General features: G+C 59.9%; 20 protein-coding genes. 5 read left to right on the forward strand and 15 right to left on the reverse strand.

The window, feature by feature from the left end:
• Positions 1 to 7 precede the first annotated feature (7 nt).
• A complete protein-coding gene (locus FW756_RS02340; protein ID WP_446428572.1) occupies positions 8 to 1264 on the reverse strand; it encodes a PucR family transcriptional regulator in 1257 nt (418 codons plus the stop codon).
• 230 nt (positions 1265 to 1494) lie between these two features.
• Between FW756_RS02340 and FW756_RS02345 the strand changes: the two genes are divergently transcribed.
• The 4 genes from FW756_RS02345 (at position 1495) to FW756_RS02360 (ending at position 8654) form a co-directional block, all read left to right on the forward strand.
• Positions 1495 to 3537: a hydantoinase/oxoprolinase family protein gene (locus FW756_RS02345; RefSeq protein WP_446428573.1), complete on the forward strand. Its 2043-nt coding sequence runs from the start codon at positions 1495 to 1497 to the stop codon at positions 3535 to 3537.
• On the forward strand, positions 3534 to 5537 hold the full coding sequence (locus tag FW756_RS02350) for a hydantoinase B/oxoprolinase family protein (RefSeq protein WP_446428574.1): 2004 nt from the start codon (positions 3534 to 3536) through the stop codon (positions 5535 to 5537). Before FW756_RS02345 ends, FW756_RS02350 begins: the two co-directional genes overlap by 4 nt.
• Positions 5538 to 5782: 245 nt before the next feature.
• Positions 5783 to 7177, forward strand: a complete 1395-nt coding sequence (locus tag FW756_RS02355) for a purine-cytosine permease family protein (protein ID WP_446428575.1) — start codon at positions 5783 to 5785, stop codon at positions 7175 to 7177.
• A gap of 136 nt (positions 7178 to 7313) precedes the next feature.
• Positions 7314 to 8654, forward strand: a complete 1341-nt coding sequence (locus FW756_RS02360) for an anaerobic C4-dicarboxylate transporter family protein (RefSeq protein WP_446428576.1) — start codon at positions 7314 to 7316, stop codon at positions 8652 to 8654.
• A 65-nt stretch (positions 8655 to 8719) separates the two neighbouring features.
• On the opposite strand, the gene FW756_RS02365 is transcribed toward FW756_RS02360, so the two are convergent.
• From FW756_RS02365 to FW756_RS02390, 6 genes are all read right to left on the reverse strand, one after another.
• Positions 8720 to 9823: an N-formylglutamate amidohydrolase gene (locus FW756_RS02365; protein WP_446428577.1), complete on the reverse strand. Its 1104-nt coding sequence runs from the start codon at positions 9821 to 9823 to the stop codon at positions 8720 to 8722.
• Positions 9824 to 9924: 101 nt separating this feature from the next.
• Positions 9925 to 10872, reverse strand: a complete 948-nt coding sequence (locus FW756_RS02370; protein ID WP_446428578.1) for a siderophore-interacting protein — start codon at positions 10870 to 10872, stop codon at positions 9925 to 9927.
• Complete coding sequence (locus FW756_RS02375) at positions 10862 to 11662, reverse strand: ABC transporter ATP-binding protein (RefSeq protein WP_446428579.1); 801 nt, start codon at positions 11660 to 11662, stop codon at positions 10862 to 10864. The genes FW756_RS02370 and FW756_RS02375 overlap by 11 nt, the downstream gene beginning before the upstream one ends.
• Positions 11659 to 12681 (reverse strand): FecCD family ABC transporter permease, encoded by a 1023-nt coding sequence (locus tag FW756_RS02380; protein WP_446428580.1) that lies wholly within the window; start codon positions 12679 to 12681, stop codon positions 11659 to 11661. Before FW756_RS02380 ends, FW756_RS02375 begins: the two co-directional genes overlap by 4 nt.
• Positions 12678 to 13724, reverse strand: a complete 1047-nt coding sequence (locus tag FW756_RS02385; RefSeq protein ID WP_446428581.1) for a FecCD family ABC transporter permease — start codon at positions 13722 to 13724, stop codon at positions 12678 to 12680. The genes FW756_RS02380 and FW756_RS02385 overlap by 4 nt, the downstream gene beginning before the upstream one ends.
• Complete coding sequence (locus tag FW756_RS02390; protein ID WP_446428582.1) at positions 13721 to 14755, reverse strand: iron-siderophore ABC transporter substrate-binding protein; 1035 nt, start codon at positions 14753 to 14755, stop codon at positions 13721 to 13723. The genes FW756_RS02385 and FW756_RS02390 overlap by 4 nt, the downstream gene beginning before the upstream one ends.
• Positions 14756 to 14993: 238 nt before the next feature.
• Here FW756_RS02390 and FW756_RS02395 point away from each other — a divergent pair, with 238 nt between their 5' ends.
• Positions 14994 to 16373: an APC family permease gene (locus tag FW756_RS02395; RefSeq protein ID WP_446428583.1), complete on the forward strand. Its 1380-nt coding sequence runs from the start codon at positions 14994 to 14996 to the stop codon at positions 16371 to 16373.
• A 106-nt stretch (positions 16374 to 16479) separates the two neighbouring features.
• On the opposite strand, the gene FW756_RS02400 is transcribed toward FW756_RS02395, so the two are convergent.
• The 8 genes from FW756_RS02400 to FW756_RS02435 all read right to left on the reverse strand — a co-directional run bounded on the left by FW756_RS02400 (position 16480) and on the right by FW756_RS02435 (position 25279).
• Positions 16480 to 17565: a choice-of-anchor Q domain-containing protein gene (locus FW756_RS02400; RefSeq protein ID WP_446428584.1), complete on the reverse strand. Its 1086-nt coding sequence runs from the start codon at positions 17563 to 17565 to the stop codon at positions 16480 to 16482.
• Positions 17566 to 17724: 159 nt separating this feature from the next.
• Positions 17725 to 18915, reverse strand: coding sequence for a right-handed parallel beta-helix repeat-containing protein (locus FW756_RS02405; protein WP_446428585.1), 1191 nt, complete (start codon positions 18913 to 18915; stop codon positions 17725 to 17727).
• 370 nt (positions 18916 to 19285) lie between these two features.
• Positions 19286 to 20047: an iron ABC transporter ATP-binding protein gene (locus FW756_RS02410; RefSeq protein WP_446428586.1), complete on the reverse strand. Its 762-nt coding sequence runs from the start codon at positions 20045 to 20047 to the stop codon at positions 19286 to 19288.
• A complete protein-coding gene (locus tag FW756_RS02415) occupies positions 20044 to 21072 on the reverse strand; it encodes an iron chelate uptake ABC transporter family permease subunit (protein ID WP_446428587.1) in 1029 nt (342 codons plus the stop codon). The genes FW756_RS02410 and FW756_RS02415 overlap by 4 nt, the downstream gene beginning before the upstream one ends.
• Positions 21065 to 22117: an iron chelate uptake ABC transporter family permease subunit gene (locus FW756_RS02420; RefSeq protein WP_446428588.1), complete on the reverse strand. Its 1053-nt coding sequence runs from the start codon at positions 22115 to 22117 to the stop codon at positions 21065 to 21067. Before FW756_RS02420 ends, FW756_RS02415 begins: the two co-directional genes overlap by 8 nt.
• Positions 22118 to 22164: 47 nt before the next feature.
• Positions 22165 to 23160 carry a siderophore ABC transporter substrate-binding protein gene (locus FW756_RS02425; protein ID WP_446428589.1) on the reverse strand — a complete coding sequence of 332 codons (996 nt, stop codon included), beginning with the start codon at positions 23158 to 23160 and terminating at the stop codon, positions 22165 to 22167.
• 161 nt (positions 23161 to 23321) lie between these two features.
• Positions 23322 to 24263: a type II secretion system F family protein gene (locus FW756_RS02430; protein WP_446428590.1), complete on the reverse strand. Its 942-nt coding sequence runs from the start codon at positions 24261 to 24263 to the stop codon at positions 23322 to 23324.
• A gap of 20 nt (positions 24264 to 24283) precedes the next feature.
• Complete coding sequence (locus tag FW756_RS02435) at positions 24284 to 25279, reverse strand: CpaF family protein (protein ID WP_446428591.1); 996 nt, start codon at positions 25277 to 25279, stop codon at positions 24284 to 24286.
• Between the last annotated feature and the right edge of the window lie 99 nt (positions 25280 to 25378).

Raw genomic sequence — 25378 nt, forward strand, 5'->3', positions numbered from 1 at the left:
CGCGCTCTCAGCTTCTCGCGGCACTGTGGGGGCCGTGCACATCACCAACGGGGTGCACAGCCCCCACGCTCGTGTGTCCCAAGGCTGCGTACCGGCCGATGAGTGCTGGGTAGAGCGCAAGGATGAGGTTTGAGAGCCCGAAGGCCGACGCAATCGGATACCCAAGCGCCGCCTCGATTCTGGTCAAGCGATATCGCACCGTGTTTGCATGCACGAACAGCGCCTCTGCCGTACGTGTAATACTCTGATCGCTTGCGAGGTACGTCACCAACGTGTCTTGCAACTGCGACGATTCGAGTGGCGCAAGGGTGCGCTCGATCCGGCGCTGCAATTCACGTTTACTAACGTGCGCGAGCAACCACGTCGAGAGGTCGATCTGGTCAATGAGCACCGGATCAAGCGGCGCAACGGTCTCGCTTGCGGAGGCCCATCCACGCGCAATATCGAGTGCGGTCTCGGCCTCGCGCACACAGCTTGGCACGGCGGAGAGCGAGGTCGTCGGCGCTGCTGCGCCAACAAGAAAGTCCTTCGCGATAATGCGCATCCAATGGTCCGCTGCTGGGGTATCTGGCACGACCGCGGACGCTACCGTTGGAGTATCAAGATCTGGCCGTCGCAACATCATGAGTGCTGGCACTTGATCGGCGCGTGCCTGGGCGATGAGCTGCTCAAGATGCACCCCAGATGCTGGCTCGTGCTCTCGCGGCGCAATTTCGAGCACGCGCACTGGCGCATATGCGGTGAAGCCGAATTGCCCCAGCCTGTTCCAGATTCGATGTTCACGTGCTGGCAGGAGCCCATCGTGCAGTACCGAGAGCAGCTGCTCATTTTCACGTCGGTCTCGCTGGCTCGCCCCGTATTGGATGCCATGTACCGCGCCAAGCAGCCGTTCAGCGGTATCGAGCAGCAGGTCACCAATGAGCTCGATCGTCTCGGAGCCGCGGCTTGAAATCGCGATCACGTGCACCCCGTCTTGCAGGGCCACGCGCCGCGTACGCACCGTCCATCTGCCAACCACAAACTGATGATCAGGTTGCACCGTCTCGGCAATTTCATACCAAATGAGACTTGCAGGCGCTTCTCCCGTGTTCGCGACGACATCGCCTTCTGCGTTGTAGACCGCAGCTGCACCTCGACACAGGTTTGCGATGCGAGAGACAAGCGCTTTAACGGGATCCGTCGATGAGACTGCTGCAAGCAACGAATGCGTGATTTCGAGCGTCGTCTTCAGCCGATCAATCTCAGTGCGCCCAGATTCGGTCATGTGAGAATTCCCTTTCAACGGTGAAAGTCCACGAAACCTGCGGCCGAGGCTACGGCGTCGACCACGCAATCTCGCGCGGTACGACACGAGTTCCGAACAGGAAGTTTCGCAATTCTTGTAAATACTACAATCAGATTGTTCGAATCCTTAGTTTTCTCTAGTGACCAGCGGCCGAAAACCGTCGATTCTGGGATGCATCCCGAACTCAATGACGAATTTCAGGAGGACCCATGAGCAATATTCGAGTCGCGGTAGACGTAGGCGGTACGTTCACCGACGTCTGCATCTTCGATCAGGAGACGCACCAGATGCGCGTCACCAAGGTGCCATCGACACCGAGCGATCCCATGATCGCGGTGATGAATGGCGTGAAGCGTGGCGAGATCGACCTCGACAAGGTTGAACTTTTCACTCACGGCACCACGGTGGCAACGAACGCACTGATCACCCGCAATTTCCCTTCAGCAGCACTGGTCACCACTCGCGGATTCCGCGACGTGCTCGAGATTCGCGATGGCACCAAGGACGATCTGTGGGACGCGTACAATGACGTGTCCGACCCGTACATCCGTCGCCGCGACCGCTTCGAGGTCACCGAGCGTATCGACGCCGACGGTAACACCGTGCACGAGCTCGACGAGGCCGAGGCACGTAATCTCGCAGAGCTGCTGAAGCGACGCGATGTGAAGACCATCGCCGTCTGTTTCTTGAACTCCTACGCGAACCCCGCGCACGAGTTCCGCATGCGGGAGATTCTCCAAGAGGTCATCCCTGATGCCACCATCACCACCTCGGCTGAGGTACTTCCCGAGATCTTCGAGTACCCCCGATTCAACACCGCGGTCGCAAACGCTGTGCTCGCACCGCTCGTCTCGGGCTACGTGAACCGCCTTGCCGATCAGCTGCGTGATGGCGGATACAAGGGCGATCTGCTGCTGCTGCACTCGGGTGGCGGATCCATGACTCCTCGCCTTGTCGAGAAGTTCCCCGTTCGTCTCGCAGCGTCTGGCATCGCAGCCGGTGCGATCTCTGCAAAGCACATCGCGCAGCAGTGTGGCTACGACAACGCGGTCAGCCTCGACATGGGCGGCACCTCAACCGACATCGCACTCGTCGCAGACGGCGAGCTACGCGTCTCGCAGGAGTGGCAGGTTGAGTACGGCCACCCGATCATTTTCCCCTCGATCGAGGTGCTCACGATCGGCGCTGGCGGCGGCTCACTCGCGTACACCGACATCGCAGGCTCGCTGCGTAACGGCCCCCAGTCAGCTGGCGCGGATCCCGGCCCAGCGTGCTACAACACCGGCGGCGATCAGCCGACGAACACCGATGCAAACGTCGTCCTTGGTCGCCTCGGCACCTCACTCGCTGGCGGCGTGAAGCAGCTCGATAAGAGCCTCTCCGAGGATGCGATCCGCCGCGTCATCGCAGAGCCGCTCGAGATGGGTCTCGAAGAAGCCGCGCAGGCAATCGTCTCGGTTGCGAACGCAAACATGGCTGACGCTGTTCGTCTCGTCTCGATTCGTCGTGGGTACGATCCGCGCGACTTTGCACTGCTCGCATTTGGCGGAGCAGGCGCACTGCACGGCGCCGACGTTGCCCGTGAACTCGGTATTCCCTCGGTCGTTGTACCGCCGAACCCCGGCGTAACCTCGGCGATGGGCTGCCTGCTCGTCGACATTCAGCACGACCTCGCCCAGATGTTCACCGGCCTCGCATCAGCGGCTGATGAGGAAAGCATCGAGCAGGCATTCGTTCAGCTCGAAACGGAAGCAAGCACTCGACTGCGTCACGAGGGTGTCTCTGACGAGAATGCGATGCTGCAGCGCAAAATCTCCATGCGCTACCTCGGCCAGTGGCGTTCGCTGCAGGTTCCGATGGGCGCCGGCCCTGGGGCACTTGAGCAGGCGGTTCGTACCTTCCACGAACAGTACGAGCGCGAGTTCGCATTCCGCCAGGACGACGCTCCCGTCGAGGTATACCAGCTGCACCTTGCAGCTGTCGGCAAGATTCCGAAGCCGTCGTTCCGCCCGGCAGAGCCCGTGGTCCAGGCACCCGGCGCTCCCGCAGAGCGTCGCCCGGTCTATTTCGGCACCACCGGCTGGGTCGACACTCCCGTCTACGACCGCGACTCGCTGCCTGCAGGTACCCAGTTCGCTGGCCCCGCAATCATCAACCAGCTTGATTCAACCACGGTCGTTCCCCCGTTCACTCGCGCAGAGATCGACGAGTGGCTCAACATTCGCATTCACCTTGAGGAGGTCACCCGATGACTACCCCATTTGACACGCTCGCGGCACCGGCGCCGCAGACCGTGGCTTCTGCAGCTGCTCTCGATCCCGTCACCTTTGAAGTTCTGAAGAACGCATTCGCGACGAGTGTCGACCTCATGAGCGAGCAGATTCTTCGCACCTGTTACTCCTTCGTCATTTACTCACGTGACTTCTCATCAGCGCTCTGTGACGCGCAGGGCAACACGGTCATGCAGGGATCTGGCGATATCGCGGTGCACGTTGGCACCCTGCACTTCCAGTGCAAGGCAGTGATCGAAGAGTTCGGTGATGATATTCATCCGGGCGACGTCTTCGCAGTCAATGACCCCTACCGCGGCGGTACCCACATCAATGACGTGTCGTTCATTCGCCCCGTCTTCTCTGACGGACGCATCATCGCTTTCGCGCAGAACAAGGGTCACTGGGCGGATATTGGTGGCCCGGTTCCCGGTTCGTTCAACGTTGCGGCAACCGAGCACTTCGGCGAAGGCCTGCGTATCACCCCCGTTCGTATCTGGTCGAAGGGCGTGTATCTCCACGACATCGCAAACCTGCTCGTGGGCAACACCCGCGCACCAGAGCAGGCGATGGGCGATCTGCACGCGCAGTCAGAAGCGACCGCCGTGTGTGAGCGCGAGATTCTTCGCCTCGTCGAGCGCTACGGCACCGAGACCGTCGAAGCAGCAATGCAGGAGACCCAGGACTACGTCGAGCGCACGGTGCTTCGCCGCCTCGAAGATCTCCCCCGCGGTACGTGGAAGACGACCGACTACCTCGATCTCGATCCGGGTGAATCTGAACGCCTCGTCCCCATCGACATCACCATGACGCTCGATGGCGAGGGCATTCACTACGCACTCGAGGGTGGCCCTGCCATCAAGGCATTCTTGAACTCGGGATACGGCACGACTTTCTCGGCGATCTACGCTGGCACGAAGACCTTCTTCCCAGACGTACCGCTGAACTCTGGCTTCTACGCCGCGGTCACCGCCGACATCGGCCCAGAGGGCACCGTCATCAACGCTGGCTGGCCCCTCGCGGTCACCGGCACGGTCTCGGGTCCGTACGAGAAGATCATGAACGGCATCTTCGAACTGTGGTCACAGATCATGCCCGAACGCGCCATGGCGTGTGCATTCAACCTCGAATACCTCCTCGTTGGCGGCCGCGATGCACGCACCGAAGAGAAGCCGTACTTCATGTGGTACGACTGGATGGCAGGCGGCTGGGGTGGCCGCGCAACCAAGGACGGCTCGAGCGCAACCGCTCCCGTGTTTGGCGTAGGCCTCGCTGTGCAGGCGTGTGAGGGCCAGGAACGACTGACCCCCGTGCTCACGACCATGCACCAGATAGGTACTGATTCTGGCGGCCCCGGTCGGTTCCGCGGTGGCTGCGGCGTCGAAAAGGGTGGCACGCTCACCGACGCTGACACCACTGTCATGAGCTACTGCTGCGACCGCGCGCGCTCGATCACCTGGGGTATCGAGGGCGGCCTGCCTTCGATCCCGCACGGTGTTTGGCTGAACAAGGACACCGAAGATGAGAGCTTCCTCGGCTCAATCTTCTCATCGGTACCGGTCAAGCCAGGCGACACCTTCTTCCGCCCGTCTGCTGGTGGTGGCGGGTTTGGCGATCCGCTCGCTCGCACGCCAGAGGAAGTGCTCGAAGACGTCATTGACGACTACGTTTCGGTCGCGCGAGCTGCAGAAGATTACGGCGTCGTCATCATTCCCATTGATCCAGATATTGATCAGTACGAGATCGACCGGGATGCGACGAACGCAAAGCGTACGTGGATCCGCGAGAACCGTCGCGCATGGCTCGAAGCCGATGCCGCCGACATCGCAGCCCAGTACCGTGCAGGCACGCTTGAGATGCTCGATGTGATTCGCCGCTACGGCGTCATCCTCGATTGGGGAACCGGTGAACTCTTCGCCGAGACCACCAAGCAGCACCGCGAGCAGATGATCCGCCGTTCAGCGGATCACTGGACGAACTAGCCCTCGCCCAGCCCTTCCCGCCCGGGTCACCGACTCACGAGCTTCGGTTCGGAGCCTGTGACCCGGGCGCTCCGGCACGCGCATGCCAGGCATTCGTGCGCCGACACCTGAAACACGACAACGATGTCACCCGGTTTCAGGCGCCGCAGCCTCAGCTGCACCCCACTTCAATGCTGCCTACTTTCACGACACGCAACGATGCGCACAGTAGGCAGCACTGGCACATACCAATGGAGGTATGACGCATGACTCTCAATCTCACCGGCAGTAATCAAGACGTCGAAGCTACTGACGCACTCGCCCGCGAGGGCAATGACGAAGACCAGATGTCGCGCGGATCGCTCTCGCTCGCCTGGTACGGCGTCGCAAGCGCGTTCTTCTTCGTATATATCGGAGCTGCGATGGCTGCCGCTTACGGCACCGTGAACGCACTCATCGGCATCGTGCTCACGATCATCGTGTACGGCGCGATCAACGCGGTGCTCTCACGATATGCCATGACCAACCGCACGACTGTTGCACAGTTCTCGCGCACCATTCTCGGCACGGCAGGCTCCTCGATTGCCACGATTATCTTCGCACTCGTCGCCATCTACTACGCCGTGTTCGAAGGCTCGATTGTGGCCTACGCACTCATGGCAGCATTCGGCGGCGAGATGTGGGTATGGAGCCTCATCGTCGTCGCGTATTCAACGCCACTCATCATCGGCGGTGCACGCCGGTTCATTGACAAGCTCAACGGCTGGCTCATGCCGATCTACTTCTTCGGTCTCATCGCGGCCGTCATTTGGGCGGGTGTCGTCTACGGATTCGGAGATGCCTGGCTGACCAATGCTCCTGAGATGGAGCTGCCATTCACCATGGGCGGCCCTGGCTGGCTCGCCACCTTCGCCGGGTACATGGGCGTCTGGATCATGATGATGTTCACCATGGACTTCGCAGCACTCGGCAAGCGCAAGGACATCAAGTTCCACCAGCGCTTCACCTTCGGCCCGGTGTTCTACGTACTCGCGTTCGGCTTCTCGGCGTTTATCGGTATCTTCCTCACGTTCACGATTCCTGATCTTGAAGTGTCTGAGACAGGGCTTGCCGGCGGCTTGGTCAGCCTCATGGGCATCTTCGGCCTCGTGGTCATCATCGCGTCACAGACTCGCATCAACACCGCGAACTACTACCTCGGTGCCGCGAATCTGCGCGCCTTCGGCGAGCGCGTGCTTCGCATCAAGATGTCGAACGTCGCGTGGGTCATCGCCTCGTCGGTCATTATCTATCTGCTCATGCTGCTGCCCATCGTGCAGTATTTGCTGCTGGCGCTTGCTTGGCAGGGCGTGCTCGTCACGGCGTGGGTGGCGATTGCACTCGTGCACGTGCTGCTTGACCGCGGCCGGAACCCTGAGCACGCTGCGATTGATGACAAGAACTACCGCGCGTTCAACAGCAATGGACTCTTTGCCTGGGCGATCGGCACGGTCATCGGACTGTTCATGTTGCAGATCGGCACGTTTGCGCCTGGGCTTGCTGGGCTTGGCTCCACTTGGGGACCGATCCTCACCGCGGTGTCGTCTGCCGCCATCTATGCCGTGCTGTGGAAGGCGCGGCCGACGAGCCGCACCGGTCTCATCAAGGTGATCGCGCAGTAACCACGAAACTGCACCAAAATATGTGGGTGTGTGGAGCAAACAGCAGCTCCACACACCCACTCTTTCTTTACAATGCTAGGCAACTGCCTATGTCTTATCTATTCTTAAGACATTCCCTGTTCAAAGGAGAGGTCCAATGAGCGACATTCTGCTCTTTTCAGCTCAACTCATTGTTGTCCTCGGATGCATTGTTATGGGCACCAGATCCAGCGGTGTTGGGCTCGGCCTGTGGGGCGGAACCGGCGTCGCCATCCTCGTCTTCGTCTTCGGACTTGCGCCTGGCAGTCCCCCAGTTGACGCGCTCCTCATTGTCCTTTCCGTGGTGCTTGCTTCTTCGATGATGCAATCTGCTGGTGGCATCGACTGGATGGTCACAATCGCAGCGAAGCTCATTGAACGCAGCCCCAAACAGATCACCCTCGTCGCTCCACTCGTGGCGTTCCTGTTCTCAGTTGGCGCAGGCACATCAAACATTCTGTACCCGCTGCTCCCGGTCATTCAGGATCTCTCCTACCGCAACGGGATCCGCCCATCCCGGCCGCTCTCACTTTCAGTTGTCGCAACCGGCGTCGCGCTCGCGTGTAGCCCGGTTTCCGCGGCGATGGCAGCAATGATCACGCTCACAGAGGTCAAAGGCTTCGAACTTCTCGATGTCATCAAGGTGACGCTTCCCGCAGCGATTGTCGGCATCGTGCTCGCAAGCTTTGTCGTTTCGCGACTCGGCAAAGAAATCGCAGAGGATCCTGAGATTCAGGCGCGCATCGCTGAAGGAAAGATCCCCGCCCCAACAGCAGCTTCGAAGGCAGTTGAGGCCGAAGTCACCGTCACTCGCGAGGGAAAGTGGGCAGCGATCATCTTCCTGCTCGGCGTCCTCGCAATCGTGGTCTTCGGCTTGTTCAAGGATCTTCGCCCGCTCGACGGCGAAGGTGTCGCAGTCGGCATGACCCCGATCATCGAGATCGTCATGTTCGTCACGGGCACGATCATCTTGTTGGTCTCGCGCCCCAAGGTGGCAGAGATTCCCACGATGACGGTCTTCAAGGCCGGTATGGTTTCGGCGATCGCGCTTTTCGGCCTTGCCTGGCTCACTGACACCTTCCTCGGTGCACACACCACCCTCATCACCGAAAGCATCGGCGGGCTGGTCAGCAACTCCCCATGGATCTTTGCCCTCGGTATCTTCATCGTCTGTGTACTCACGACCAGCCAATCGACGGCGACCCGAACCATCGTGCCGATCGGCATCACTGCGGGAATCCCGCTCGGTCTCCTCAGCGGCATGTGGGCCGGTGCCTTCGCAGGCATCTATCTGCTCCCCACCAACGGTTCTCAGATCGCTGCGGCGAACTTTGACACTTCTGGCAGCACCAAGCTCGGCACGAAGCTCGTTGACCACTCGTTCTTCGTCCCGACGCTCGTACTCGCGGGCTTTACGATCGCTGTTGGCGCGCTGTTCGGCGTCATCTGGGGCGGCTAACGCGCACAGAACGAAGGCGGCCGGTAGCACATATCAGCTGACCGGCCGCCGTCGTTCTGCAGGGTTTAGCGGGGCGCGGATCCGCGATACAGGTCCCACGCCTGCTTGCACGCCTGTGCGATTTGCTCAATGCGGGCCGGATCTTCCGTGATCCACCGTTCGCCTGGCTCATGAAGTTCACGCACCGCAGCTTCGCCAAGCAGGAACTCACGAAGGAACTCCGCCTGCACCGCTGAGAGCACGAGCCCAGCCGCATCAGCGTCAGCTGCCGCAGCTCGGAAGCGCGCGCCAGCAGCGATGATCTCTTGACTGCCCAGATAGGGCTTGTTCAGTGCGACATCTGCTGGATCAGCGACGTCGAACGCTTCACGGTGAGCCGCTGCCAGCGACCGAATGCGACCCGCATCCATCACAATGGGGTCGTCAGCCGTACGTTCTTCGCCGAAGCCGTCTCCTCTGTTGGACAGCGAAACCACGTTGGGTAGACGATCCGCCTCGGCACGCGGAACATTCACCGCGCCGTCTCGCGTTGTCGTCGTGTTCATCGTGTCGTGGAATGACAGTCGCGTCAGACTGCCACCGGTCTTGAGCTTCTCAGCAAGCATGCGTTCCGTGAGCTCGTCACGAGTGCGCTCATACACCTCGAGGCCAGCGCCCGCGACGCTGGTAAACGTCGACACCAAGTGGTCGAGCTCGGCATCAGTTTCTGGCACGACGAGCACGGGATAGAACGAGAACGTCACAGGGCGGATCGCGTCGACGCCAGTAAGGTCGACCTTTTGCCACGCTCCGGCAGCACGCACCCGCGCAATTGCTTCTCGGAGCTTTGCACCGGGATCCGCTGGCTTCGCGCGATTCGGATCACGGATCAGACGCGGATGTGGATTCTCGACATAGATGATCCGCGGATCAATCTCTGCCCAGCGTCGACAAATCGCGCTCGTCGCCATATCGGTGAAGTCGTACTGCAAGCGCCGGGTCAGATTCGGGGCGAGGAACGGGGCGACCTCAGCTGGGATCCGCGCCCCAGAGTGTGGGCACGACACGAGCACATCGGCATCGCGGATAGCCTCTGCAAGTGAACGCTGCTCACTGTTCGCATAGAAGGTCAGGTCGTCCGGGGTAAACACGGTCCCTGCCGGGATGAGGTCAAGCTGCTCTGCCGTCATATGAGCAATGTACCTACAGCACAGTCAAAAAACTAGGGTGCAACGAGTCAACGTTGCGCTCACCGAGCGTCCTGTCGACGCGCAGAGCAACCAGCCGGCAGTTAACCGCGCATCGCGACGCCGCGACGCCAGTAGCCCATGAAAGCGACCTGGGTGCGGTCGATACCAAGGTCACGTACCAAGTGTCGCCGCAGGGTTGTCACCACGCCGCTCTCCCCCGCAATCCAGTGATAGCGATGCGCGGGCGCGGCTGCTTGCTCGAGTTCTTCACCGAGCCCTGAGTAGACCGGAGTCTCCCACACGAGCTGCTCATCAGCGAGGTCTTCGACGACAATCTGCTCACGCTGATCGTCTCCCAGGTGCTTCAGCACCTCAGGAATCAGCAAGGTGCCGTGGTCCTGCGCGCCGCGAACCAGCCATCGCACGTCTACGCCGCCAGGGGCGTCAATCGCCAATTCATCGGCCGCTTCTGGAACCTCAATGAACGCGATACCGCGCAGGTCGCGCGGCGCATCCTCCAAAATGCGGGCAATCGCAGGGGCAGCGGTTTCGTCACCAGCGAGCAGTACGGTCGCAGCATCTCCTGGCGCGTACTCAATACCGGCACGGTCCGTGCTTCCGCGGCGCGGTCCGACAAGGAACACCTCATCACCCACGCTGGCAGCACTTGCCCAGAGCGATGCGGGGCCGGTGAGCCCCGGTTCCAGGTGCAACACGAAATCGACGACGACCTCGGTACCAGTGTCGGTCTCTCGTAGCTCGCGGATCGAGTACGTGCGCATCGATCCGCGCTCCTCTTCTGGCACTGCCAGATACGCGGCCCACCAGTCGTCAGACTCCTCATCGATATGAGGAAGAACCCCACTCACTGGTGGAAAAACGATCTTGATACGGGCATCAAAGACGTCGCCAAAATTGCCAAACTCGTCAAGGCTTGGCCCCGCAAAGGTCACCCGTGCAAAGCTCGGAGAGACGCGTTCAACGGCTCGCACGGCGGCGGTGCGAAGCACGTACGACGGCTTCGATCGGGCAGCAGACTTAACAGACATGATGTCGTCCTTTCGGGGTGACCATCGGCGCCCCAGAAACCGGGTCGATGGCGATCTGATTGGGAAGCCCGAAAACCTCTTCTACGAGGTCAGCGGTAAGCATTTCACGTGGCGCACCAGCTGCGAAGACCCGGCCATCTTTGACCGCGACAAGCTCATCGGCGTAGCGGGCAGCAAGGTTGAGATCATGCAGCACCATGACGATCGTTGTGCCGCGTGCGATCCGCAGATCCGTGAGGAGATCGAGCACCTCAACCTGGTGCGCGACATCGAGGAATGTCGTTGGCTCGTCGAGCAGCAGGATGTCAGTCTCCTGCGCAAGGGCCATTGCGATCCACACCCGCTGTCGTTGACCACCAGACAGCTCATCGATACTGCGATCCGCAAGCTCTGCGGTTCCCGTTGCAGCGAGGGCTTCTGCAACCACCTCGTAGTCACGGCTGCTCCACCGCGCAAAGGCACGTTGATGTGGATGACGGCCTCGACCGACCAGATCCGCAACTGGAATTCCTTCAGGGGCAACGGGCGACTGCGGCAGGAGCCCAAGCACCCGAGCCACTTCACGCGTCGGGCGAGCGTGAATGGGTTCGCCGTCGAGCATCACCGAACCCGCTGCGGGCGGCAGCAGCCGAGCCAGCGCCCGCAGGAGCGTCGACTTTCCGCACCCATTCGCGCCGACGATGACGGTGATCTTTCCCGGTGCAAGGGTGAGATCGAGCTCATCAATGATCGTGCGGTCGCCGTAGGTAAGCGTGAGATCGGCTGCGGCGAGAGAATGAGCCGTCGTCATAGAGATGCTCCTGAACGGTTGGTACGAATAAGCAAGTAGATGAGGTACGGGGCACCGAGCACCCCGGTTACCACGCCAACTGGGTAGCGGGTGCCAATCAAGAATTGGCCGATCAGATCCCCAGCGAGCACGAGGACCGCGCCAACGAGTGCAGATGGCAGTAATAGATTCGCGCCGGGGCCAGTGATGCGAGCCGCGATAGGCCCTGCCATGAATGCGACGAACGCGATCGGTCCCGTTGCTGCAGTCGCAAACGCAAGCAGCGCAACCGCACCAAAGATCACGAGCAGACGTGCCCTGGTCACATGTACACCGAGCCCGGCTGCAGATTCGTCGCTCATGCGAAGCACCGTCAGGTTCTTCCCTTGCGAGAGCAGCAGCGGCATGAGCACGATCGCCGCGCACGCAAGCGGGACTACCCGCTCCCATGACGCATTGTTGAGACTGCCGGTCAACCACTGCATCGCAGTCTGGATGTCCCACTGCGCGGCCCGCGAGAGCAAGTAAGAAGTCACGCTCTGCAGCATCGCAGCGATCCCGATACCGATGAGGATCAACCGCGTCCCAGCAAAACCACCCTTGCGCGCAAGAACAAAAATCACGGCTGCGGTGAGCAACGCACCAGTAAGTGCCAAGAATGACACTGATGGGCCGCTGAGCCCGAACGCCACAATGCCAGTGACCGCAGCCGCACTTGCCCCACCAGAAATGCCGATGATGTCTGGCGATGCGAGAGGGTTTCGCAGCAGCGTTTGGAAGCACACACCTGCGATGCCGAACGCAGCACCAGCGAGGATCGCAAGAACGGCGCGCGGCAGCCGCAACTCCCCCACAGCGAACGACGCACCAGGCACCGTTTCACCGGTGAGCACCTGCAGCACCTCGGTAGGCCCGTAGAACGTGTTGCCCACCATCAGCGCCACAGAAAACAGCACGATCAGCAGCGCTCCAAGCACCATGCTCGCGCTCGCATGTCTCCGGTGTCTGCTCCGACGCCCAGCAATGATGACGGCGGTCACAGTTCACGCACCTTCTGTCGGCGAACGATCCAGATAAAGAACGGCGCACCAATAACTGCGGTGATGATTCCCACCTGGATTTCCTCTGATGCCGGCGAAATAACCCGCCCGACCACATCAGAACCAGTGAGCAGAATTGCCCCAAGCAAGGCAGAGAACGGCAGCAACCAGCGATGGTCTGGGCCAACAAGCATGCGGCACACATGCGGGATGACCAGACCGACAAACCCGATGGGTCCAGCGATTGCGGTGGCGGCACCAGCGAGGATCACCGCACCGAGCGCAGACAGCAGTCTGGTACGCATGATCCGCTCACCGAGGCCCGCTGCCATGTCATCACCAAGCGCGAGGGTGTTCATGCCGCGAGCACACAGCAAACAGATCGCTGTACCAACTGCGAGCGCTGGGAGAAGCATCGCGATCTTCGGCCACTCTGCGCTACCGACACCGCCAATCTGCCACGACTGAAACGAACGGAGCAGCTCCACCCGCGGCAACATGATCGCACTGATGAGCGATGTCAGCGCCGCGGTGACCGCTGCCCCTGAAAGCGCGAGTTTGAGCGGGGTCGCTCCACCGCTGCCCAGTGAGCCCATGATGTAGACAAACACCGCGGTAACACCAGCTCCACAGATCGCGACCAAGATGAAGCTCACGGGGTCGGCGAGGCCCCAAAACGCGATCCCGATGACGACCGCGAGCGAGGCTCCAGTGGTCACACCGAGAATGCCAGGATCCGCAATGGGATTTCTCGTCACTGCCTGCATCGTCGCGCCAGACATCGTGAGCGCAGCACCGACGAGGATCGCAAGAACGGTACGCGGAATCCGCTTCACAATGGCGGCCTGCTCGATGGTTCCGTCGTTTCCCGCGAGCGCTGCCAAGATGTCATGTACAGACACCGAGCGCACCCCGAACGACACCGAGAGCGCCGCTACCACCGTGAGAATCAGGCAGCCCGCAAGCAACCAGAGCAGGCGCTGCTGTACCGGTCGCCGCAGCGTTGCAACGGCCGGCACAGCAGCAGGGACGAGCGAGATCACTCTGCGGTCAGCGGCTCAGCAAGTAGCTCCAGGTAATCCTGGAGGCCCCAGCTGATCGAAAGCGGTGAGGGATTCGCTGACGCAGCAATAGGTGTTGCGTCAGGCAGAATCGCGACGTTTCCTGCCGCGATTGCCGGGATCTTTGAGAGGAGTGGATCAGCTTGCAGCTGCTTCACGAACTCAGCATCGCCGTAGGTCACCAAGAGGTCGACGTCATCAAACTTCTCAGCATCTTCAGCGCTCACCGTGAGGTAGAAGTCTTTGCTCCCGACGCTATCTTCAACAACCTTTGGGTAGGGCAGTCCGATCTCGTGCAAGTAGCCGGGTCGAGTATCGCTCGCGGTGTAGTAGCCGATCTGGCTGAAGTCGTTCGGGTCGATGTACGCGAACAGCACCTTCTTGCCCTTGAGCGCACTATTCGCAGCAAGCGCATCATCTGCTTGCACGTCCAAGTCTGCAATCAGCGCGTCGCCCTCCTTCGCAAGACCGAGCGCCTGCGAGTCGAGGCGGATCATGTCATTCACCGACGTGCCCCACGCAACGTCTGGATACGCCACGACTGGCGCGATCTTCGACAGCGTCGTGTATTCCTCTTTTGTCAGCCCCGAGTAGGCGGCGAGGATGACGTCAGGCTGTGTGTCTGCGACTGCTTCGAAATCGATACCATCGGTTTCATCAAAGAGCACCGGAGTCTCTGCACCCAGCTCTTCGAGCTTGTCTTCGACCCAGGGAAGCACGCCGTTGTTGTCATCATCCCCCCAGGTCGCTTTACTCATTCCGACTGGCACAACACCGAGCGCGAGAGGAACCTCGTGGTTTGCCCAGGCAACGGTCGCCACACGTTCTGGCTTCTTCTTCACGACAGTCTCGCCGTAGACATGTTCAATCGTCACCGGGAACGTGCCGCTCGATGCAGATCCGCCACCGTCAGACCCTGCCGTTGCGTCTCCGGCTGATCCCGATGAGCATGCGCTCATACCAAGTGTTAGCGCCAGCGCGGCGCCAACCGCGAGTAGTCGAGAGGTGCGCATAAGGGGTGCCTTTCATTGCAGAAACAACAAGTCCGAACATCATCAGATGATAGTAAGGCTAGCTTCTCAATCGCAAACCCCCTGGCACTTTCCCGGCTAACACGCCCCGAAATAAGACTTGACGAACGCAACGATTCTGCGTGTACTTGTCATGACACGCAATCCGTACGATGTACGGAAGTCGCAAAGAGGCGACACGTGCATGTCATAGACCAAGATCTCAAAGGAGCGATCGACCGTGTCTGACCCCGCTAAGAAACTCATCCCCCAGCTCAACCTTGCAGGCCTTATCGTTTTTGGGCTTTCATACATGGCTCCCGCAGTTGTGATTGCAACATTCGGTGTCATTGCCACCATTTCGCAGGGCGCCACTCCGATGGCATACGTCTTCGCGACCCTCGCCATGTTGCTTACAGCGATGAGCTATGGGAAGCTCGCGCGCAGATTCCCCGCCTCTGGGTCGGTCTACACCTATGCCCGTCGTACCATCGGCAGCAAGCTCGGCTTCCTCGCCGGCTGGATCATTCTGCTCGACTACCTGTTCCTGCCAATGGTGGCCTGGCTCATCATCGGACTGTTTTTCTCTGCCCAGTTCCCGTTCCTGCCTCCTTGGGCGTGGGGCCTCATTGTCATTGTTTTCTGCACGGCAATGAACATCCTCGGCATGAAGGTGGCGGATCGCTTCAACCGCTTCCTTCTCATCTTCGTGATGGCTGGAATTCTCTGCCTCGTCGGCTTCGGCATGGCCTTTGCAGGCGGAAGCGGGGTCTCACCAGCAGTCGCGATGTGGCCAGAGTCGACGACGTTCTCACTCGTCGCAGCAGGTGCCGCCGTCGCAGCATATTCCTTCCTCGGTTTTGACGCAGTCAGCACGCTCAGCGAAGAGGTCAAAGAACCCCGTAAGAATGTGCCTCGCGGCATCGTCGCGGTGGTGCTCAGCGGTGGCATTATTTTCGTGGTGTCTGCGTTCGTGATGCAGTGGGCGCACCCGAGTCTGGAATTCGCAGACATCGATACTGCAGGATTCGAGGTACTCAACGTCATCGGCGGACCGGTCTTTGCAGACCTCGTGAACTCAACTGTGCTCATCGGCGGGCTCGCATCGTGCATCGCAGTTCAAGCAAGCGGTAGCCGGCTGCTCTTTGTCATGGGTCGCGACGGCGTATTCCCAAAGAAGGTGTTTGGTCACCTGAGCGAGAAGTTTCGAACTCCGACGTTCAACCTGGTGTTCATCGCGCTCATCGGGCTCGCTGGCCAGTTCTTGAGCATGGGCGATGCAACATCACTCATCAACTTCGGTGCATTCTTGGCCTTCACCATCGCAAATATTTGCGTCTTTGTGCTGTGGTGGAAGAACCGTTCGAGCATGCCGGTGGCCATGCATTTCTTTGGCTACATGCTCATCCCAGCGCTAGGCATTGTGGTCGATCTCTACCTACTGTTCCATCTCAGCCCGCTCGCACTTCTCATCGGCGGCGTCTGGCTCGCTATCGGCGTCGTGTATCTCGCGTTCCTCACTCGTGGCTTCACTCGCCCTGCGCCCGGCCTCGACATTGAGACGGCCGAGAGCGACGATACGCTCACCACTACCGTTATTGCCCCGGCACACACCCCCTAGGATCCACGCATTTCGCACCGCACACCGCGGCGTGCCACCGGTAGGCCGACATTGAGCCACCGGTGGCACGCCGCTGTGGGTCTGCGATGTGTGCGTTTATCGCACGCTACTGCCGATTGAGCGCCGACCGTCGTGCACGCGCAACCATCACTGCGCCTATACCGAGTAGCAACAGGACCGCTCCAGCCACGAATCCTGCCGCTGCACCGTCATCGCCGGTGCGTGCAAGGTTCGTGTGGGGTTTCGCTCCATCTGCTCCCTGGTTCGCAGTAGCGTTGCTCGCTGCCGAGGCGTTCGCGTTTGCACCGGCCCCAGCTCCAGCGTTGGCATTTGCATTCGCATTTGCATTCGCACCACTGTCGGAATCTTGAATGGTCACCGTCACCATCTTCGGTTCGCCATTAACCGCGCCATTCGTCGTCGAAACGATCGACACCGTAAAACTCCGATCGCCCTGCGCGCCTGAACGCGCAAGCGTCGGAATCGTCAGGACGCCATCCTGCTGTGCGGGGTCAAGTACTGCGCTCTCGCCAGCGAAGCTTACGGTCCCACCCTGTCCGGTGAAATCAACTCCAGTTTTCGCGGTGCCGTCTTCAGTAGTGAGCTCCACATCGGTAGCAAGCTCGAACACGAACCCGCTGCTCCCGGTACGAACCACTGGAATTACTACGTCGTCCCCCTCAGTTACGGTCACATCAGTCTTGAGCGCAACTGAACCACTCACACGCTGGACTGCGCCAATGTCGCTCCCCGGGCCACTGGGGCGCGGAACTCCACGCTGATCGTTCGGGACGGTTGGAGCAGTCTGCGTTTTCCCTAGCAACACAGAGTTTGCATCAGGCAGTTGGGTTGGCGTCGGCCCACCGTTGTCGGCAAGCGGGAGCAACGCAATTGCCTGAGATGTCTGCACCTCCGCGTCCGGTATCCGCTCAGAGAGTTCTGTCGTCACAATGTCAGCACTCCTCAGCGTGACATCGCAGTCGCAGTCAACCAACATGGGGTCACTCGGTGTGTCAAATACCGTTGACTGCAATGTCACGGGACTCGACTCGATGTCCTCGTAGTATCCGACGCGAACGCCACCACCAGAAAACGTTGCGAAGGCAATATCAAGCTCGCCGTTACTGTCAAGGTCATCAATGTGAAGCGCGGGTTCTCCGTCTGCTTCTACATCAAACGTGTTGTTGTGCACCTAAACCCGTGCGCCATCTACCCAGCCCAAATGAATCGACTGTCCTTTGCCTGGCAGGCTCATCGATCCAGTAAAGGTGTTGTCAACGAGACGCAGTACCTCGTCGGAATCCTCATGCCCCTCACCCAGTTGTTCGATATCGATGTCACTTGCGGCACTTTACGAAATGTTTTCTGCGAATAGATTGCGCTCAACGTTGACCGCTGCGCCAACATGTTGCAACCATTCACCAACCGTGACCACTGACTCGTAGTGGCTGTCGTTACTTTGCAGCACGTTGTCTGCGACGCGGAACGTACGTGGGGCCAGGAGATCCTCAGTGAGCGTCGCCCCCTGTTCTTCAAGCGCAGCATCGAAGCGAATCGTTCCTGATTGCTCACCACTATTCCTGACGAACGTAGAATTCGCCACCGTCGCTGCATGTAGGGAACCGATGACCATCAGGGGCGCTTCAGCATACGAGTTGCCTGTGAAGGTGACATCAGAAACCACCAAGGTCGATCCCGGCACGTCTGCCCCTTCGACAGAGATTCCCGATGCTCCCTGGTTATCCTCAAAGGTGCTATCCGTGACCTGCGTTTCCACGGCATGGCTCACGCGCACGCCGCCGGCTTGGTTCCCAACGACTGAATTGCCTTGAAACACAAAGCTCTGCAGTTCTTCCTGGTCTCCTACGGCACCCGTAACCTGGAGTACTTCATCAAGGGTGTTCGAATGGAAACGTGACCCCTTCACGAGCGCATCACCGCCGGGGAGATCAGCAGACACCGGAGCGTTGCTGAATTCCGAGGTATTCAGCAACAACTCGCCACCTTCAGCGCCAATGACCTGCCAGTCGCTGTCCACCAACGTTGAATTGGCCAGCGTTGTCGCGGACGCGCCGTCGATCAGGCCTTGCTCGACACCTGAAACACTTACGTCACTCAGCGTGAGTGTGCCACCTTCGGCAAACCTGGCACCTAAGACATGCCCATTGACAAAGTCGACGTCGGAGAAGCTTACGCCGGTGTCCCCTCCTTCTGCACTGACCTGGACCGCGTTCTCACCCATATCAATCAGGCTATGTTCGGCCCCCAAACTACGAAGCGTAAAAGACTTCGCACCATCCAGCAGCATCGCTTCGAGGTCTGTCTCCAGTTCAATGGTGTCAACATCAGCAGCGATTTCGACGACGTAGTCTTTGGCGGGGCCGCCCGCCGCAGAGTCAGCCGCGATCTCCTCAAACGCATAGCGCAATGATCCGGGAACCGGGTCCATGCCGTCATCAGAGGCATCAGTCACTGAGTACACGGCGTCTGCTGCTTGGGCCGTAGCGGGCACGAACAGCAGTCCCGCCCCAGGAGAGCGCATGAAACTATTCCAGCTCCAAGGCGCACCCCCATCGGGCGCGCTGTGGCAGCCCGCTGTACAGGATCAGTCGTTTCGGGCGTCGGCTTCATCACGCACTCCTCTGTGACATTGTGCAGACACAGTTGCCTGAACGTGAAAAGCCTATGTTTTTTGTAACTAAATGACCACGGATTCCTTTCTCTATTCACTGAGTCCAGTTGTATATGTACTCGCGAGGTCAGCGCATAGACATGTCGCGCCGTGCTCTCTCACGGTTACAGGCAACCCAGCGCCCTCACCGCCCCAGAGGTCCGTGATTCGTGGCCAGCGGCCAGTGGATCGTGGATCGTGGATCGTGGATCGTGGACATTCGATCCTTGATCGAACGTCTCTATGGCCGGTAATACACGGCGACCGGATGATCGTTGTGTCGCACGACCTGCACGGGGGTTTCAAAGACGCGTTCGAGGACTTCTGGCGAAATGATCTCGTCAGGGGTACCTGACGCAACCACCTGACCGTTCGCAAGCGCAACAATGCGATCGGCATAAGCTGCGGCAAAATTCACATCGTGGATCACCAGGACCACGGTCTTCCCAAGCGCATCAGCCGCTGCGCGCACCTGCCCCATCATGCCGACCGCGTGGCGCATATCGAGCCCTGTCAGAGGTTCATCAAGCAACACATAGTCGGTGTCTTGCGCAAGCACCATCGCGACGAACGCACGCTGCCGCTGCCCGCCAGACAATTCATCGATAAAGCGGTCTTCCATCCCGGCAAGGTCGAGGAACGCGATGGCCGCATGAATCGCGCGGCGGTCCGTTTCAGTCTGCCTGCCACCCGAATGAGGGAAACGACCAAAGGTCACCAACTGACGCACAGTCAGACGGGCCATGAAATGGTTTTCTTGCTTGAGAATCGATACGACCTTCGCAAGCTCCCGTGGCTTAGACGCACGAACATCTAGCCCACCAACTGTCACTCGGCCACTGTCTGCATCGAGCAGGCGGCCAATGATCGTGAGCATCGTTGATTTGCCCGCACCGTTCGGACCAATGAGTGCGGTCACTCCACCCGACTGGATCGTGAGGTTGATCGGACCGAGTACGTGTCGCCCCTCGTAATTCTTATTGATCTCGTTGAGTTCAATCAACGCAGTCCCTTTCTGAGCAGAATGATGAGGAAGAGCAGACCGCCCAAGAACTCAATAATCACAGTGACGAGCCCGGCAGCAGAGAAGATGTGCTTGAGCACGAACGTCGCGCCGAGCAGTGTTATCAGACCGATGCCGATAGCGAGCGGCAAGATTTCAGCGTGGGTCTGGCCACGAGCGAACTGGTAAGCGAGTGTTGCCACAAGGAAGCCGTAGAACGTCATCGGCCCAACCATGGTCGCCGATACCGATACCAACACCGCAACCAACACCAGCACTGTCACAATTTCACGCTTGTATCGCACCCCGAGACTCGTCGAGACGTCGCGTCCGAGTGCGAGCACGTCATAGGTGCGACGACGCGACCAAATATAAACGAGCACACCCGCAACAATCACCGAAGCGATCGGGAGGTACTCAATATTTCCCTTACTGATCGAGCCAAACAGGCGTGCGCTCAGCACATCGAACTCACTTGGAGTGAGCATGCGCTGCAAGAACGACGAAATCGACCCGAACCCGACGCCGAGCACGATACCTACCAACAGCAGCAGATGGAGATTCGCCCGTTTGCGCGAGAACAACCAGCCGTAGAGCACGGTCGCAAAGAGGACCATGAGCACGCTCTGCGCAATGATCTTTGGAATGCCTTCCATGCTCGTGGACGACGTTCCGTAGAGGTACACCAGCACCGTCTGCATAAGCACATACAGTGCGTCAAAGCCAAGAATCGACGGTGTCAAGATTCTGTTCGAGGTCGCGGTGTGGAACAGCACGGTCGCCACCGACTGAGCAACGGCAACGAGGGCGATGGTCCAGATGGTTTCGCCGCGTGAGCGCACGATCGACCAGAATCCTGTACTCCCGAGTGGGGCTGGATTGTTGTAAGTCACGATTGCTATCGCCAGTAGTAGGGCAATACCGAAGGCGAGCAGGATCGGCCAATTGCGTGTGAACCAGCGAGTGGGCGGATCCGCCATCTCTGGACTCTCGCCAGTACTCGTGAGCTGAACGATACTAGCCATTGTTTCTCCTCAGCAGCATCGTGATAAACACAACCGCACCGACCACTCCAAGTACGAGTGACGCAGGAACCTCGAACGGCATGATGATCGTACGGCCGATGAGATCGCAGGCAGTAACCAGCGCGATTCCGCCGAGGCACACCCACGGAAGATTCGTGCGCACGTTATCCCCGCGGATCATCGACACAATATTTGGCACTACCAAGCCAAGGAATGGCAGAAAGCCGACAACAACGGTCGTCACGCCCGCAGCTACCGCGACAAGCGCCGTGCCAGTGATGAGAATCGCTTCGTATCGCACACCAACACTGGTGGCGACGTCTTTACCAAGACCAGCAACAGTGATGCGGTCTGCGAGCAAGAACACCAGGAACGTGACGATCGCTACGATCCACAACACCTCATAGCGGCCGCGCACAACCTGGGTGAAGCTCCCGAGGAACCACGTGCTGATCATCTGCAGCAGGTTGTACTGCGCGGCGATGAACGTGGTGAGCGCGCTGACCACCGCACCAAGCATGATGCCGATCAGCGGGACCACCAGGGTCTGGCGGATCGCGATACGGCGCAAGATCAGCATGAACACCATCGCGCCGACAAACGCGAAAATGCTCGCCACGATCATGCGCCCGACGAGTCCGACGTTCGGAGTGAGAAGCGCGGTGAGCAGGAGCCCGAGCGCTGCCCATTCAGTAGTGCCAGACGTCGTGGCATCAACAAAGCGGTTCTGGGTGAGCATCTGCATCACGAGGCCACTCGTCGCCATCGCCGCACCAGCGAGGAGCAGTGCAAGGGTGCGAGGGACACGGGTGATCCAGAACATCTCGCTGCCAAAGTCTGCTTGAAGGTCGTATGCACCAACAAGCAAAGATGCCACGAGCAAGCCCGCAGTAATCAGAATTGCGAGTGCGAACTGCCAGGAGAGACGTTTCGCCGGCGCGACCCCCGCGTCAGCTTCGTCAGTTTGGGCCGCAGCATGAATCGCGGCAATGGATTTGGTTTCTGTAAAACGCCGGATGGGGTGCCCACTCTCGCGAGCGGACACCCCCGGCCGCGACTCCCCTAAGGGTGCCGCGTGGTCGTGCTGATTCATTAACCTGCGAACGCTGCCTTCAACTGGTTGAAGAGGTCGGTGTAGGCCTGAATGTCTTCAGTGAGGTAGAAGTTCGAGTCGAGGATGACAATGTTGTCTTCGGTGACTGCGGTAACGTTCTTCAGTGCCTCTGAGTTGGTGATGAGCTCAGCTGCGGGCTTTGAGCCCTCTTCACGCTCATCAACGGCGAACGATGCGTCGCGGTCAAGCGCAACGATCCAGTCTGGGTTCGATGCTGCAATTGCCTCAACCGAGATGTCGTCGCCCATGTGGTCGTCAGATGCACCGTCAACCTCGAGTGCGGGCTTCAAATCAAGTGCGCCGAAGATCGGGCCGACCGCACGGCCGATGCCGGGCGCGAGGTAGCCAATCTTGCCAGCCGAGGTGTTGACTGCCATGACGGTGCTCTTGCCGTCATATGCCTGCTTCGCACCTGCGATAGCTTCGTCGAGGTCAGTGTTCAGCGCTGCAGCCTCTTCTTCGTGATCGAAGATCTGGCCAAGAATGGTGCTCTCGCGCTTGAGCTCGGTGAAGATATCTTCACCTTCACGGGGTGCAAGTTCGATGACCTTTGCCTGCGGGTTCTGCTTCACGAGGTCGTCGTAGTAGTCGCCGAAGCGGTAGCCACCAATGATCAGGTCCGGCGAAGCCGCAACGATGGCCTCAAGGTTTGGCTCGCGGTGGTTGCCCACGTTTGCGACTGCCTCATCATCGGTGTAGTTCGGCCAGACAGAACCCATGACGTCCTTCGGCGCAGCGACAAGCGGGACATCCCACTCGCTCAACGTCTCGAAGGCATGGTTGTCGAGCACGACAACACGCTCAGGGTTAACCGGTACTTCGATCTCACCGTGGTTGTCGGTGATCGTGACCGACGATGCAGCAGCCTCGTCAGTCTTTGAGTCAGACGCAGCTGACGAGCAGCCTGCCATGGTCAGTGCGGCCGTGAGCGCAAGCGCTACAACGGACGCGGATCGGGTCATTCGGCGATTCACGAACGCTCCTCAGTTTCTTTTCCGCAGGAGTCGGTGCGGGGGTCACACCGACCTGTCGCACCCAGAGGTCAAGCCCAAACTTAACTCCAGGCGACAAGAAATTACCTTAGCCTCACATTCATCAGATGTTCAAGTGGGTGGTGTGTTCTGCCGCATTTTCTTCACGGCAAACTCCCCACTCCTGAGAGCAGAGATACCAACACAGGTATCACGCCAAGCACCACAAACGCTGGCAGGATGCAGGTCGCGAGCGGGACCAACACGCGCACCCCTAGCCGCTCAGCCTGCCGTTCAAGTTGCGTCATCGCTTGCGCACGGGCGAGCGATGACGCTTCAAGGAGCAGGCCTCCGGCCCTGACGCCAGATTGGCTTGCGACAGCAAGCAGCCTGCCTGCTGTTGACACGTCCATAAGCGAGCAAAATGGCACCCAAATTGCACCGGCCTCGTCAGTGGCACTCGCCACCCACTTGCGCGCCAGTGCGGGAGGAGCCCCTCCCGCGAGCGCGATCCACAACAGCTCGCACTCGACCCCGACGAGCCGATCTGCGCGCTCAACACGTGCCATCATGCGCCTCGCCCAGCACACCCCGCCCCACTCCAGCAATGCGCCGAGTACAATCAGGCACCCGCCAAGCGGAGTGACGAAAACAGGCAGCGGGTTCAGCCCGAGCAGGAGACCCATTCCGATTGCAGCCGGCGGCAGCCAAGCGACCAGCTTCACAGTCGCAGTTGGGCCGGCCACAAGTACTGCCCGTCGGTGCGCGAGATCAATGAGCGCATTCAACGCGACAGCCAGCCTGTCAAGCACAACTGCCAACGGGGCTCCGCTCCGCTCTCCAATGAGCCACGCAGCTGCGACCACCTTGCACGCAGGCGACGCAACTGCGGCGAGCGCGCCGGAGGGTGAGTCGCCGCCCACAATCCTCGTGACGATCTGGTGCAGGCATGATCCAGGAGCAGGCGGCACAACATCGCCTTCGATCGCGAGTGCGAGCACACGGTGTGCAGGTATGCCACCACGCATGAGGGCGGCGGATCGTCGCAATAGCCAAACGAGCTCCTCATACGTTGCATCTCCGCTTGACGAATCATCACGCCTCACCCCACTCTTTGGCCACCACCTCACCATGGGGTCTCGTCGATACACAACCGCCCGCCCTCGCCAATGCGAGGCCGCCCCACCCCAGCAATGCGGTGCACCCCGTTTCGCCGCTCAACGTGTATGACGCAGTGCACGGCTGACACCACCTGGCGGGCGAGAAGTTCGATGCCGAGGCCCGCCATTTGGCCTAGCGCCTCAAGTCGCGCGGCGACGTCTGCGATACCGTTTGCGTGCAGGGTGCCTGCACCGCCGTCATGTCCGGTATTCAGCGCGGTGAGCAACGTTGCCAGTTCTGGGCCGCGACACTCGCCGAGCACAATGCGGTCTGGACGCATTCGTAAGGACTCCCGGAGCAGTTGCTCGAGCGTCACTTCACCAACCCCCTCGCTGTTTGCCTGGCGGGTCTCTAGGGCGATGCGGTGGGGATGTCTCGGGCGAAGCTCTGCAACATCTTCAATCGTGATGATCCGCTCAGCGCTTGGCACGAGTTCGAGCAGCGCAGTGAGCAGAGTGGTCTTTCCGCTGGCGGTGCCTCCAGTAACCAGAAAGTTCTTGCGCTCAGTAACAAGTTGCCTGATCCGCGACCCGTGAGTTGACGAGCAAAGCCCTGATGCAAGGAGTTCCTCGAATGACAAGACCGTGACCGCAGGCAGTCGAATAGATACGACGGCGCCTTCGACCGCGATGGGATCGAGCACTGCGTGCACGCGAACGCCGTCCCCGAGTCGCACGTCGCCGCACGGGTGTAGTTCGTCGAGGTGTCGCCCACCAGCTGCGACGAGCGTGCGCGCGAGCTGATTCACGGTCTCTGGCGTGACTCGCCAGTTCGGAATCTGTGCGACGACACCCGCTCGATCCACCCAGAGCTGCCCTTCACCAGCCACCGCCTGAACAAAGATGTCACGAACCTCGGGGTCGTCAACCAGCTCAAGCACTCCGCCAAGTGCACGTCGAGCCGCAATGGGAAGCGAAGCCGAACGCGCGGCCCCGCTCCCCATTTCTTGACGGTTACTCATAAGAGAGGAGTCAAGTGGCTCCTCCTCTCCCACACAACAGCAGTGCGCGGACGCTGTGGAAAACTTCGCGACGCGTGCTCACGCCCGGGCTTCAGCGCC

Source organism: Leucobacter sp. 1207-22, from assembly GCF_052850455.1.

Excerpts from the sequence above, each read along its gene's own strand:
- FW756_RS02415 (WP_446428587.1), bottom strand. The coding sequence starts at position 21,072 with ATGGCTAGTATCGTTCAGCTCACGAGTACTGGCGAGAGTCCAGAGATG.
- FW756_RS02360 (WP_446428576.1), top strand. The coding sequence starts at position 7,314 with ATGAGCGACATTCTGCTCTTTTCAGCTCAACTCATTGTTGTCCTCGGA.
- FW756_RS02435 (WP_446428591.1), bottom strand. The coding sequence starts at position 25,279 with ATGAGTAACCGTCAAGAAATGGGGAGCGGGGCCGCGCGTTCGGCTTCG.
- FW756_RS02345 (WP_446428573.1), top strand. The coding sequence starts at position 1,495 with ATGAGCAATATTCGAGTCGCGGTAGACGTAGGCGGTACGTTCACCGAC.
- FW756_RS02370 (WP_446428578.1), bottom strand. The coding sequence starts at position 10,872 with ATGTCTGTTAAGTCTGCTGCCCGATCGAAGCCGTCGTACGTGCTTCGC.
- FW756_RS02375 (WP_446428579.1), bottom strand. The coding sequence starts at position 11,662 with ATGACGACGGCTCATTCTCTCGCCGCAGCCGATCTCACGCTTACCTAC.
- FW756_RS02365 (WP_446428577.1), bottom strand. The coding sequence starts at position 9,823 with ATGACGGCAGAGCAGCTTGACCTCATCCCGGCAGGGACCGTGTTTACC.
- FW756_RS02340 (WP_446428572.1), bottom strand. The coding sequence starts at position 1,264 with ATGACCGAATCTGGGCGCACTGAGATTGATCGGCTGAAGACGACGCTC.
- FW756_RS02355 (WP_446428575.1), top strand. The coding sequence starts at position 5,783 with ATGACTCTCAATCTCACCGGCAGTAATCAAGACGTCGAAGCTACTGAC.
- FW756_RS02390 (WP_446428582.1), bottom strand. The coding sequence starts at position 14,755 with ATGCGCACCTCTCGACTACTCGCGGTTGGCGCCGCGCTGGCGCTAACA.
- FW756_RS02405 (WP_446428585.1), bottom strand. The coding sequence starts at position 18,915 with ATGCGCTCTCCTGGGGCGGGACTGCTGTTCGTGCCCGCTACGGCCCAA.
- FW756_RS02350 (WP_446428574.1), top strand. The coding sequence starts at position 3,534 with ATGACTACCCCATTTGACACGCTCGCGGCACCGGCGCCGCAGACCGTG.